The sequence below is a fragment of the Marinobacterium sp. MBR-109 genome (assembly GCF_040547565.1).
GTDB lineage: Bacteria > Pseudomonadota > Gammaproteobacteria > Pseudomonadales > Balneatricaceae > Marinobacterium.
On record NZ_JBEPPZ010000004.1, the window covers coordinates 124,144 to 136,780 of the forward strand.

Genomic DNA, 12,637 nt, shown 5'->3' on the forward strand with positions numbered 1-12,637 from the left:
CGATCAGGGCTCCAGTGACAGCCAGCAGGTAATCTCTTCCCTGTCATGGTAGAGCTGCCGCGCCTGCAGTCGGAAACCGATACCTGCACTGGCCAAGGAGTCGCGCAAGTAGCCAAGGCAGCTTTCGGTTTCAGCAAAACGTTGCTTCATCGGCAGCTTGAGGTTGAAAATTGCATGCCGGCACCAGCCGTTTTCGGCCCAGTGCAGCACCAGCTCGGTCACGCGCGCAGGCTTGTCGACGATATCACACACCATCCAGTCAACCGGCTTGGGTGGCACAAAGGTAAAGGCATCTTCACGCCGGTGCTCAACCTGACCGCTCTCCATCAGATCAGGATTCATGGGGCCATTGTCGACAGCAATCACGAACATGTTCTGCTTCACAAGCTGCCAGGTCCAGCCCCCGGGGGCCGCACCCAGATCGACCGCCCTCAGCCCTCCGCCCAGCAGCTCATCCTGACGCTGTACCGGTATAAAATAGCGCCAGGCTTCTTCCAGCTTGAGCGTTGAGCGACTGGGAGCCTGCTGAGGAAACTTCAGCCGCAGAATGCCCATCGGCCAGGGTGAGCTGTTACCGGTCGGTGCAGCCCCAAGCCAGAGTGTACGGCCATCCAGCACCAGCATGTGTAAACGCCAGTCGGCACGACGCTTGCGATCCAGCAGGATCGACTCACGCCGCAGCGCCTGTGACAGGGCCGAGCCAAACTTGCGCGCAAAACTCTGCAGCTCACGCCCTTCAGTGGTATCCACCACCTCAGCCACCAGTTCACTGGCCACAGGCAGGTTACGCGCACAGGCAAGAATCGGTGATACTCGATCATCAGCAGGGAGCTGTTCGAACAGGGGTAGCGCCGCAAACCATTGCCGGGTGAAAATCAGGTCGCGAAAACACAGTCGCTGAATCGCATCTGTCGCCCCATCAGGTTGCTGACAGTGAAATATCACATACGCCTGCCCCGATTCGAAACGCGGATAGCCATAAACTCCCACCTCAGAAAGACGTGTGGAAATTTCAGCGGCACACTCCTTCTCGAATCCGGCCCGGCAATACAGCACCAATGTATTGAATTCGCTCATTACTCTCTCCTGATTCGGTGAGCGCACTATAGTAATCCTTTAGTCTGATAACAACAGAAGCCATTTCACGGTGGCATGAAAAATGACGTGAAAAAAGCGCTTGATCCATATCAATCAAAGGATCAAATCAACACCGACGCACAGCCACAGGTCATTAAAAATCAGCCATTTCGATCAAAAATCACTCAGGCCACAAGTCATATCAAAATAATTATCAAATAAAATTCAAACAGTTACTAAAAACCGTCTTTTTTAATCAACTATATCATGCTGATAAATGCTACCTGCGACAATAAACCACAGTTAAAGGTTCCATCGCATTGAAATGGCGTGGGTATTCCCAGATAATTGCCGGTGGAACTCTTCTTACTACTATTAGCTTGTTGATGAGAGCCTGACATGAGCACTGCAACTGAACACCCGACTTACAACTACAAAGTCGTGCGCCAGTTCGCCATCATGACGGTGGTCTGGGGCATCGTCGGTATGGGCGTTGGCGTTTTGATCGCCGCCCAGCTGGTGTGGCCTGCACTGAACTTTGATATTCCCTGGTTGACCTACGGACGTATCCGTCCGTTACACACCAACGCGGTTATCTTCGCGTTTGGTGGCTGTGCACTTTTTGCCACGTCCTACTATGTGGTGCAGCGCACCTGTCAGACCCGTCTGTTTTCAGATGGCCTGGCGGCGTTCACCTTCTGGGGCTGGCAGGTAGTGATTCTGGCAGCAGCCATTACCCTCCCGCTGGGTCTGACCTCCGCCAAGGAGTACGCAGAACTGGAATGGCCGATTGATATTCTGATCGCCGTGGTTTGGGTCAGCTATGCCATCGTCTTCCTGGGCACTGTCAAGAACCGCAAGACCTCTCACATTTATGTGGGCAACTGGTTCTACATGGCGTTCATCATCACCGTTGCGGTGCTGCATATCGTCAACAGCATGGCGATGCCGGTATCCCTGACCAAGTCCTACTCCATGTACCCGGGTACTGTGGATGCGATGGTTCAGTGGTGGTATGGCCACAACGCGGTAGGTTTCTTCCTGACAGCCGGCTTCCTGGGCATGATGTACTACTTCGTACCCAAGCAGGCCGAACGTCCGATCTACTCTTACCGCCTGTCCATCGTTCACTTCTGGGCGCTGATCGCGACCTACATGTGGGCCGGTGGTCACCACCTGCACTACTCTGCTCTGCCTGACTGGACCCAGTCTGTCGGCATGGTGATGTCTCTGATCCTGCTCGCTCCGTCCTGGGGTGGCATGATCAACGGCATGATGACTCTGTCCGGTGCATGGCACAAACTGCGTACCGACCCGGTACTGCGCTTCCTGGTGGTATCTCTGTCCTTCTACGGTATGTCCACGTTCGAAGGCCCGATGATGTCCATCAAGACCGTTAACGCCCTGTCTCACAACACTGACTGGACGGTTGGTCACGTTCACGCCGGTGCACTGGGCTGGGTTGCGATGATCTCCATTGGTGCGGTTTACCACATGATCCCGAAACTGTTCGGCAAGGCCCAGATGTACTCTGTTGGCCTGATCAACACGCACTTCTGGCTCGCGACCATCGGTACCGTTCTGTACATCTGCTCCATGTGGGTCAACGGCATTCTGCAGGGTCTGATGTGGCGTGCAGTTAACGAAGACGGCACTCTGACCTACAGCTTCGTCGAAGCGCTTGAAGCCAGCCACCCGGGTTACCTGGTTCGCTGGATTGGCGGCATGTTCTTCCTGACCGGTATGCTGCTGATGGCCTTCAACGTTTGGCAGACCGTACGCAGCGGCAGCACCGTCAAGGCGGCTGAACCCTCTGCCCAGGCGGCCTGATTGAGACGAGGAGCAGAAGACAATGATCAAACACGAAACGATTGAAAAGAACATTGGCCTCATGATCCTGCTGATCATTATCGTGATCAGCGGTGGCGGCCTTGCGGAAATTGTTCCGCTGTTCTTCCAGAGTTCCACCACCAAGCCGATTGACGGTCTGCGTACCTATTCGGCTCTGGAACTTGAAGGCCGCGACATCTACATCAAGGAAGGCTGTCACGTCTGCCATACCCAGATGATTCGTCCGTTCCGTGCCGAAACCGAGCGTTACGGCCATTACTCAACCGCTGACGAGCACGTCTGGGAGCACCCGTTCCTGTGGGGCTCCAAGCGTACCGGTCCTGACCTGGCCCGCGTAGGTGGACGTTACTCTGACGACTGGCAGCGTGCGCACCTCTACAACCCGCGTGATGTGGTTCCTGAATCCAAAATGCCCTCCTATCCCTGGCTGTTTGAAAACCGTCTGAGTGGCAAGGAAACGGCAGCGAAGATGGAAACTCTGCGCAAGCTGGGGGTTCCGTATACGGATGAACAGATCAGCTCTGCCCGTGAAGAAGTAGCAGGCAAGACCGAGATTGATGCTCTGGTCGCCTACCTGCAGTCACTGGGTAAAACACACTCTGTTTACACCAACAAGCGGTAATTTTCAGTGAGTTACGAGGTTTATGGTCCTTACATACCCGTCATAATGCTGATTACCTTCATCGGCCTTTTCATCTGGGTTCTCCTGCCGGGGAACAAGAAAAGGTTCGATGAAGCCTCCCAGCTTCCTTTTGCTGATGAAGAGCAGCACAAGAAAAGCGAGGAGGAGCAGAACCGACCGGAAGAGACCCATAACAGGAGAGACGACAAATGAGTGCTTTCTGGAGCGCGTGGGTAACAGTCATCACCCTGGCCGTTATTTTCGGCTGTACATGGCTGCTGCTGGCTACCCGCAAAGGTGAAAAATTCAAGGAAACGACCGAGAACACCCTGGGTCACGAGTTTGATGGTATCGAAGAATATGATAACCCCCTGCCGCAGTGGTGGTTCTACATGTTCGTCGCAACCGTGATCTTCGGTCTGGGCTACCTGTTGCTGTATCCAGGCCTTGGTAACTTCAAGGGCCTGCTGGGCTGGACCTCCCATGGTCAGTGGGAAGAAGAGATGCAGCATGCCGAAGAGGTGTACGCACCGGTGTTCGCCAAGTATGCGGCTCTTTCCATCGAAGAACTGCAGAAACCGGAGAACGAAGGCGGCCTCAAAATGGGTCAGCGCATGTTTGCCAACAACTGCTCTGTGTGCCATGGCGCTGCCGGTACTGGTGCGGTTGGCTTCCCCAACTTGACCGATGATGACTGGCTTTGGGGTGGCAACCCCGACCAGATCAAACACTCCATCACTCAGGGCCGCAACGGCGGCATGCCTGCATGGGCTGACGTCCTCGGCGAAGATGGTGTGCGTGATGTGGCCAGCTATGTCATGACCCTGAGCGGGCAGGAGCCGGTAGCCGGTACTGATGTCACCAATGGTGAGAAGCAGTATCAGGCCCTGTGTACTGCCTGCCACGGTGCAGAAGGCAAGGGTATGCACGCACTGGGTGCTCCCAACCTGACTGATGACACCTGGCTTTACGGCGGCAGCTTTACTCAGATCGCTCACACTATCCGTGTAGGTCGATTTGGTGTGATGCCTGCTCAGAAAGATCTTCTGTCTGACGACAAGATCCACCTGATCACAGCCTACGTGTACAGCCTGTCCAACAAATAAGCACTGGACAAAGGTCAAAAAAAGGCGACATGATTCAAGTCATGTCGCCTTTTTTATTTGCGGCCTAGTATAATATTCGACGCTCCTAATGGAGCGCATGGACCTGTCGACACAACCAGCAGTAGGTACTGGCATGAATCAGATACCGGTAAAGGACGTAACACCCGGCAAAAAAGGCAAGAAAGAGGCTGAATCCTATAACCTCTACGCCAAGCGGGAGCATATTTACGTCAAGTATTACAAAGGCTTCTTCAAAAACTTCCGTACCATTTCCGGCTTCATCATGCTGGCAATGTTTTACGGTGCCTCCTGGCTTCAGTATGACGGCCGCCAGGCCATTCTGTTTGACCTGCCCAACCGGCAGTTTCATATCTTTGGCATGACCTTCTGGCCTCAAGACTTCATGTTGCTGTCCTGGCTACTGATTATTCTGGCCTTTACGCTGTTCTTCGTTACCGTATTCGCCGGCCGCCTCTGGTGCGGTTACGCCTGCCCTCAGTTCGTCTGGACCTGGTTTTTCATCTGGGCCGAGCGGATTACCGAAGGTGATCGCAACAAGCGCATGCGACTCGACAAGCAGCCGATGAGCAAGGAAAAATTTCTGCGCAAAAGTGCCAAGCACGCACTCTGGATCTTTATAGCCGTAGCCTCTGCCATTGCCTTTGTCGGCTATTTTTCACCGATCCGTGAACTGATTCCCGACCTGCTCGCCTGGGATCTTGGACCTTGGGAAACCTGGTGGCTGGCATTCTTCTCCGTAGCCACTTACGGTAACGCCGGCTGGTTGCGTGAGCAGGTGTGTATCTACATGTGCCCCTACGCCCGCTTCCAGAGTGTCATGTTTGACCAAGACACCCTTATCATCTCCTATGACGAGAAACGCGGAGAGCCGCGCGGCAGCCGCAAGAAAGGTGTCGACAAGGAAGCGGCCGGCCTCGGCGACTGCATCGACTGCTATGCATGTGTTCATGTCTGCCCGGTCGGTATTGATATCCGTGACGGCCTGCAGTACGAATGCGTTGCCTGTGGCGCCTGTGTAGATGCCTGTGACGATATGATGGAGCGTGTCGGCTATGAGCCCGGGCTGGTACGCTACACCACCGAGCACGCGCTGAACGGCAACAAGACCAAACTGTTGCGACCACGCCTGATCGGTTATTTTGTCGCACTGCTGGTGATGTTTGGTGCCTTCATATGGGCGATTGGTGATCGCATCCCGCTTGAGGTTGACGTGATCCGCGATCGTGGCCAGCTGTACACTACAACACCATCCGGCCTGATCGAGAACGTATTTACCCTCAAGATCGCCAACAAGGAACAGATTGATCACAACTACCGTATCAACATCGATGGCCCGGAAGGTCTGAACATGATCTCTGCAGCGGCAGTAACCGTTCAGGCAGGAGAGCTTCTGACATACCCCGTCAGGGTTCAAATAGAACCGGGGCAACTGAGTCAGGCCAACACCTCATTCAGCTTTACTGTCGAAGCGGTTGAGGATTCATCAATCCGCATTGAAACCGAAAGCCGTTTCCTGGGTCCTACTCCACAGCGATAGTGCCTCATTCGGCTTAATTAGGTTAGAATAACGGCCGGTTCATTCCGGCCGTTTCCATTCAAGGAGTGTCATGAATACACACGCAACTCCCCCTGCCCCCTGGTACAAACAGCCCTGGCTCTGGTTCATTTTGGCACCTCTGATTGCGGTGTTCATCTATGCTTCATTTTTCATGTACATTGCGGTGACCACCAGTGACGGCATTGTCAAGGAAGACTATTACAAGGTCGCCCGCGGGATGAACATCGACACGTCCAAAGCTGAAGCTGCAAGCAGACTTGGTCTTGAGGGCGCTCTCAATTTCGATACCGTAACCGGCGATATCAATCTGCGTCTGAGCGGCATGCTGACAAGCTTCCCACAAACACTCAGCCTGAACATCATCCACCCGACACATCAGAAGTTTGACCAGATTCTGACCTTGAAAAGCGTTGATGGCAAAGGCATCTATTCCGGCAGCCTCAGTGCTGGCCTGATCGGCAAGCGTTACCTTTCCCTGTCTCCTGCCGATGAAAGCTGGCAGCTGCGTCAGGAAATCGTACCGCCATACACTGAGCTGCTCAGTTTCACGCTCACTGCACAATGAGTCAGCCATGACCGCACAGCAGCCTCCGGCGCGCACGCCCTGTTATCACTGTGGCCTGCCTGTTCCTCGCGGCAGCCAGTACAGTGTCAGTATTGAGGGCAAACAACGCTCCATGTGCTGCCCGGGCTGCCAGGCGGTTGCACAGACCATCGTCGATGGGGGGCTGGACAATTTCTATCGCCATCGCGATGGTCAGAGCGCCGACAGTGAGCTGATTCGTACCAACAGTGGCAATCGGCGCAAGCAAGAGCTGGAGCTGTATGACAACCCCGATGTACAAGGCAGTTTTGTACACAACGCCGGGGACAGTCAGCGAGAGGCCCTGCTGGTTATTGAGGGCATCACCTGTGCCGCCTGTGTATGGCTGCTGGAAAAGCATCTGACCAGCCAACCCGGCGTTACCGCTGCCAGTGTCAATATGACCACCCACCGTGCACGCATCCGCTGGCACAGTGAAACCACTCGCCTGAGCCACCTGCTGGCAGAAATTGATCGTCTGGGCTACCAGGGCCACCCCTACCAGCCCAACCGCGAGGAGCAATTGCTGGAGCAGGAGCGCAAACGCGCCGTCCGCCGCCTTGGGGTGGCGGGTGTCTGCATGGCACAAACCATGATGCTCGCCGCCGCACTCTATGCAGGTGAACTCAGCCATTCCATGGATGCCCATATCATCACCCTGATGAACTGGGCCAGCATGGTGCTTGCGACACCCGTGGCGTTCTACTCATCCATACCCTTCTATAAAGCTGCCTGGCGCGATCTGCAGACACGCAGTCTGAGCATGGACGTACCGGTCTCGCTGGCGATTCTACTGGCCTATTTTGCCAGTGTCTGGTCAACAGTTTCCGGCAGCGGTGATGTCTATTTCGAGTCGGTCACCATGTTCGCCTTTTTCCTGTTGGTCGGACGCTTCATGGAGATGGCGGCACGCCATCGTACCGGCAGGGCCGGCAACGCACTGCTTGACCTGCTGCCAACCAGCGCCATTCGCCTTGACGGCGATACCGAAACGCTGGTTCCGGCCACTCAACTGCGAACCGGAGACCGGATCTTAGTCAAGTCGGGGCACACCATTCCAGCCGATGGCCGTGTTATCGAGGGACGCAGTTCAGTGGACGAGTCCGCCCTGACCGGTGAGTATCTGCCTCAGTCACGCAGCACGGGCGAGCTGGTCATCGGAGGCACACTCAATATCGAGCACCCGCTTCAGATCGAAGTAACCGAGACCGGCAGTGAAAGCCGTCTGTCCGCCATTGTCCGCATGCTGGACCGCGCCCAGGCTGAGAAGCCGAGTGTTGCACGCATCGCCGATCGTGTTGCCAGCCAATTTGTGGCGGCCACGCTTTTGACGGCGGCAGCCGTGGCGGTATTCTGGTACTTCTACGACCCTGCTCGCGCGTTCTGGGTCACGCTGTCCGTGCTGGTCGTTACTTGCCCCTGTGCCCTTTCACTGGCAACACCTACGGCACTGACTGCTGCAACAGGCACTCTTCGTCAACGGGGCATGCTGATCAGTCGCGGACATGTGCTGGAAAGTTTCGCCACCGCCACCCACATCGTGTTCGACAAGACCGGCACACTCACCGAGGGCAATCTCAACATTGAGGAAATACGCCCTGTCAGCGTGCTCGACAGCCAAACACTGCTGAGCATTGCGGCTGCACTGGAAAGCCGTTCCGAACACCCGATTGCCCGTGCCTTTCGCGCCCACGCTGTTCAGGCTGCTACGGATGTACAGGTGCATGTTGGTCAGGGCCTGAGCGGCACCGTTGAGGGCAAGCGCTATCGAATCGGAAAACCCGGTTTTGTCTGGCCTAACGACACGCCCAAACAACCTGAAAGCAGCGGATTGTGGCTGTTACTGGCGGATGCCGAGCAGCCTCTGGGCTGGTTCCGGCTTGATGATCAGATCCGAGCCGAAGCAACAACAGCACTTGCAGAGCTGCGCGCACTTGGCCTTATACCCCTGATGCTCACGGGCGATGCCTCTGATGCAGCACAAAAAGTCGCATCTCATCTGGGAATTGACCAGGTATTCAGCGGCATGAGTCCGGAGCAAAAACTGTCACACCTGAACCAGCTTAGCCAGCAGGGTGCTGAAATCATCATGGTGGGTGATGGCATCAACGATATTCCCGCACTGGCCGGAGCACGTACGTCGGTCGCCATGGCCAGTGCAACCGACCTGGCCAAGACCAATGCCGATGCCGTCCTGATCGCCAACGACCTGATGCGACTGGCCGACAGTGTACGCATGGCACGCAAGACACGTACAATTATCCGTGAAAACCTGAGCTGGGCGCTGCTTTACAACCTGCTCGCCCTGCCCGCTGCAGCTGCCGGACTGGTGCCGCCCTACTGGGCCGCGATCGGCATGTCCGCCAGTTCACTGGTTGTAGTTGGCAATGCGATGCGACTGAGCCGCCGTCAGGTCGCCGCTCAGCCAACCAATGAGGAAGCGGAACGCTAATGGATATTGTTATCCTGTTAATCCCCATCGCGATCATTCTGGCAGGCTTTGCCATCTGGGCATTTTTCTGGAGTGTGAACAGTGGTCAGTTTGATGATCTGGACTCACCGGCTCATCGCATCCTGTACGATGACGACGATGACCTGATCCCCGAAGATGCACGTCAGAAAAAGGACAAACCCGCACCGGAAGCCCAGGATCAGGATACCCGCTGAGCATGCCTGAATCCGCACTTCTGGCCTCTGCCCTGCTGTTTGGTCTTGCCGGCAGCACCCACTGCATCGGCATGTGCGGTGGAATTGCCGGCAGCCTGGCCCTGAGCGGCGGTGAACGAGGCCTCCGCTTTCAACTGGCTTACAATCTGGGCCGCCTGTTCAGTTACGCCCTGGCGGGCGTTCTGATCGGCCAACTGGGCCAACTGTTCACTCAAACGGCCGAACTGACATTGGTATTGCGTAGCCTTGCAGCACTCATCATGGTGGTGATGGGACTATACATTGCCGGCTGGTGGCAGGGGGCCGCCTACCTGGAGCGGGCCGGCGGTGTTGTATGGCGCCGGCTACAGCCCTTCACACGAACCCTGCTGCCCGCCGACACCCTGCCCAAGGCTCTGCTGCTGGGGGCGTTCTGGGGCTGGTTGCCCTGCGGCCTGGTCTATACGACTCTGCTCTGGGTCGGTACTGTGAGCAACAACAGCCTCACCAGTGCCGGCCTGATGCTGGCATTCGGTGCCGGCACCCTGCCAGCACTGCTCACATCGGCGTTGCTGGCACGCCAATTGAAACAGCTGCTGCAGCGCAGTGGCGTACGACAGGGAGCGGGCCTTCTGGTCATTCTGTTTGGACTGGCAACCCTGCCCTGGACCAGCCTGTTGCACACGCATTGATATCCATCAACTACCGCTCGGCCACTCTTCCCTATAATGCCCGACCGGCCAACAACTAGAGGTACTGAGGTGAATAAAGAGACTACCATCAGCTGGGATATGGACCTGATCAAGCGTTACGATCTGTCCGGCCCACGCTATACCTCGTACCCGACGGCAATCCAGTTCGACTCCGGCCTGAGCCCGGAACAGCTGATCGAAACCGGTCGCTCCACGGCTGACCCGGACGCGCCGCTGTCACTTTATGTGCATATCCCCTTTTGTGCCCACGTCTGTTACTACTGCGCCTGTAACAAGGTCATTACCCGTAACCGCAAGAAGGCTCAGCCCTACCTTGAAACCGTCTATCGCGAAATGGCCAGACTGTCCCAATGGTACCGAGGCGACCGACAGGTCAATCAGCTGCACTGGGGTGGTGGCACCCCCACGTTTATAAGCGATGACCAGATGCGTGAACTGATGCAGGCATTGCGCAGCAACTTCAACTTGCGTGATGATGACAGAGGCGATTACTCGATCGAAATCGACCCGCGAGAAGCCAGTGACCAAACCCTGGCCGTTCTGCGTGAGATCGGCTTCAACCGTATCAGTCTGGGCGTTCAGGATGTGGATGCTCGGGTACAGGAAGCGGTCAACCGCGTCCAGCCTACCGAGATGACCGCCCGAGTACTGCAGCGCTCGCGTGAACTGGGTTTCAAGTCGATCAACATGGACCTGATATACGGCCTGCCGCATCAGAGCGAGGAGAGCTTTGCCAATACGCTCGACACTGTCATTGCCATGAGCCCCGACCGTCTGTCGGTGTTCAACTATGCACATCTTCCGGATCGTTTCCGCTCACAGAAACATATTCGAGCGGAAGATCTGCCCAGCCCCGAGGCCAAGCTCAATATCCTGCAAAACAGCATCAACCGTCTGCTTGAAGCCGGTTATGTTTACATCGGCATGGACCATTTCGCCAAGCCCGATGATGAGCTTGCCATCGCTCAGGCCGAAGGCAAGCTGCACCGCAACTTTCAGGGTTACACCACCCACTCCGATTGCGATCTGGTCGCCATGGGCGTTTCGGCCATCAGTCAGATTGGCGATGTTTACTATCAGAACGAACATGATATCGCCGCCTACAGTCAGGCAGTCGCTCAGCAACAGCATGCCGTAAAACGCGGCGTGACACTGAGCCGTGATGACCATATTCGCCGCGCGGTCATTACGGAATTGATCTGCCAGTTTGAGCTGGATATAGCAGCCGTTGAACAGCGCTTTGATATCCAGTTTGACGCTTACTTCAGTGCCGAGCAGACAGAGCTGCAACAGTTCAGTGCCGATGGCCTGATCGAGTTGTCCGCTGAGTCTATCCGGGTGACGGCGGCAGGTCGCCTGCTGATCAGGCGCATCTGTATGGCATTCGACGCTTATATTCCCAAGCACGAAGCCACACGCAGCTTCTCGCGTATCATCTAAAGTCGAGGCCCGTTAACCGGGCCTGGTGCTTCACCCTCTGGGGTAAATGTTACATAATGCGGGAAAGCCCTCGCAGTGTGACGAACCCAACGATAAGGATGACCCCATGGCCGACTGGAAATCTCAAGGAAAGCTTCACAGCCTGCAGCAGGTTCATTGCAAGACCTGCAGCCTGAGCCCGCTCTGTCTTCCCGTGTCGCTTGACCTGACCGAGATCGACCGGCTCGATGACATCATAGAGAAAAGCCGCCCGCTCAAGAAAGGTGAGCACCTGTTTCATCAGGGCGAGCCCTTCAGCTCCGTATACGCCATCCGGGCCGGCACAATCAAGAGCTACACCCTCACCAATGAGGGTGAAGAGCAGATTACCGGCTTCTACTTCCCGGGGGAGCTGGTCGGCCTGAGCGGTTTTGATGCCGATAATTACCCCATGTCTGCCAAGGTGCTTGAAACAACGACCGTCTGTGAAATTCCGTTCGAGCGTCTGGACGAATTGTCAGGACAGCTGCCTGAGCTGCGCCGGCAGATGCTGCGCAGCATGAGCAAGGAGCTGCGAGATGATCAACAGATGATGCTGCTGTTGTCAAAAAAGAATGCGGAACAGCGTGTCGCAACCTTCCTGCTCAAACTGTCACAGCGTTTCAAGGCACGCGGCTATTCGGCATCCAACTTCCGCCTTTCCATGTCACGCAACGAAATTGGTAATTACCTGGGTCTGGCTGTAGAAACCGTCAGCCGCATCTTCACTCGCTTTCAGAAAATGGAGCTGATGCAGGTAGACGGCAAGGAAGTGGAACTGACCAACCTGGACGAGATGTATCGCCTGTCCGGTGAAGCACGCCAGAACGACTGCTCTCAGCCACAGGAAAACCAGACCAGTTGATGCCATGACAGGTAAAGGAGTATCCGGATCCGTCTGGCCGGCCGTTTACAATCCGGTTTGGGTTTTACACCCATAAAAAAGGCGCCGCTCCTTTCGAAGCCGCGCCTCAAGTTGCACAATGAAGTAGCCATCTCAAT

General features: G+C 55.8%; 12 protein-coding genes. 11 read left to right on the forward strand and 1 reads right to left on the reverse strand.

The window, feature by feature from the left end:
- Nucleotides 1–3: 3 nt before the first annotated feature.
- A complete protein-coding gene (gene rlmM, locus ABIE60_RS07175) occupies nucleotides 4–1,077 on the reverse strand; it encodes a 23S rRNA (cytidine(2498)-2'-O)-methyltransferase RlmM (RefSeq protein ID WP_354468758.1) in 1,074 nt (357 codons plus the stop codon).
- Nucleotides 1,078–1,476: 399 nt separating this feature from the next.
- On the opposite strand from rlmM, the gene ccoN reads away from it, so the two are divergent.
- The 11 genes from ccoN to fnr all read left to right on the forward strand — a co-directional run bounded on the left by ccoN (nucleotide 1,477) and on the right by fnr (nucleotide 12,500).
- Nucleotides 1,477–2,907, forward strand: a complete 1,431-nt coding sequence (gene ccoN, locus ABIE60_RS07180) for a cytochrome-c oxidase, cbb3-type subunit I (protein ID WP_354468759.1) — start codon at nucleotides 1,477–1,479, stop codon at nucleotides 2,905–2,907.
- A 22-nt stretch (nucleotides 2,908–2,929) separates the two neighbouring features.
- Nucleotides 2,930–3,550, forward strand: coding sequence for a cytochrome-c oxidase, cbb3-type subunit II (ccoO, locus tag ABIE60_RS07185; protein WP_354468760.1), 621 nt, complete (start codon nucleotides 2,930–2,932; stop codon nucleotides 3,548–3,550).
- Between the two features lie 6 nt (nucleotides 3,551–3,556).
- Nucleotides 3,557–3,763 carry a cbb3-type cytochrome oxidase subunit 3 gene (locus tag ABIE60_RS07190; RefSeq protein WP_354468761.1) on the forward strand — a complete coding sequence of 69 codons (207 nt, stop codon included), beginning with the start codon at nucleotides 3,557–3,559 and terminating at the stop codon, nucleotides 3,761–3,763.
- On the forward strand, nucleotides 3,760–4,656 hold the full coding sequence (gene ccoP / locus ABIE60_RS07195; protein ID WP_354468762.1) for a cytochrome-c oxidase, cbb3-type subunit III: 897 nt from the start codon (nucleotides 3,760–3,762) through the stop codon (nucleotides 4,654–4,656). The genes ABIE60_RS07190 and ccoP overlap by 4 nt, the downstream gene beginning before the upstream one ends.
- Before the next feature lie 133 nt (nucleotides 4,657–4,789).
- Nucleotides 4,790–6,214, forward strand: a complete 1,425-nt coding sequence (gene ccoG / locus ABIE60_RS07200; protein WP_354468763.1) for a cytochrome c oxidase accessory protein CcoG — start codon at nucleotides 4,790–4,792, stop codon at nucleotides 6,212–6,214.
- 70 nt (nucleotides 6,215–6,284) lie between these two features.
- A complete protein-coding gene (locus ABIE60_RS07205) occupies nucleotides 6,285–6,800 on the forward strand; it encodes a FixH family protein (protein WP_354468764.1) in 516 nt (171 codons plus the stop codon).
- A 7-nt stretch (nucleotides 6,801–6,807) separates the two neighbouring features.
- Nucleotides 6,808–9,270 carry a heavy metal translocating P-type ATPase gene (locus tag ABIE60_RS07210; RefSeq protein ID WP_354468765.1) on the forward strand — a complete coding sequence of 821 codons (2,463 nt, stop codon included), beginning with the start codon at nucleotides 6,808–6,810 and terminating at the stop codon, nucleotides 9,268–9,270.
- Nucleotides 9,270–9,485, forward strand: a complete 216-nt coding sequence (ccoS, locus tag ABIE60_RS07215; protein ID WP_354468766.1) for a cbb3-type cytochrome oxidase assembly protein CcoS — start codon at nucleotides 9,270–9,272, stop codon at nucleotides 9,483–9,485. The genes ABIE60_RS07210 and ccoS overlap by 1 nt, the downstream gene beginning before the upstream one ends.
- A gap of 2 nt (nucleotides 9,486–9,487) precedes the next feature.
- The gene (locus ABIE60_RS07220; protein ID WP_354468767.1) at nucleotides 9,488–10,156 is read left to right on the forward strand and encodes a sulfite exporter TauE/SafE family protein; all 669 of its coding nucleotides are present in this window, start codon (nucleotides 9,488–9,490) and stop codon (nucleotides 10,154–10,156) included.
- 69 nt (nucleotides 10,157–10,225) lie between these two features.
- The gene (gene hemN, locus ABIE60_RS07225) at nucleotides 10,226–11,617 is read left to right on the forward strand and encodes an oxygen-independent coproporphyrinogen III oxidase (protein WP_354468768.1); all 1,392 of its coding nucleotides are present in this window, start codon (nucleotides 10,226–10,228) and stop codon (nucleotides 11,615–11,617) included.
- Between the two features lie 106 nt (nucleotides 11,618–11,723).
- Nucleotides 11,724–12,500, forward strand: a complete 777-nt coding sequence (gene fnr, locus ABIE60_RS07230; protein ID WP_354468769.1) for a fumarate/nitrate reduction transcriptional regulator Fnr — start codon at nucleotides 11,724–11,726, stop codon at nucleotides 12,498–12,500.
- Nucleotides 12,501–12,637: the final 137 nt, after the last annotated feature.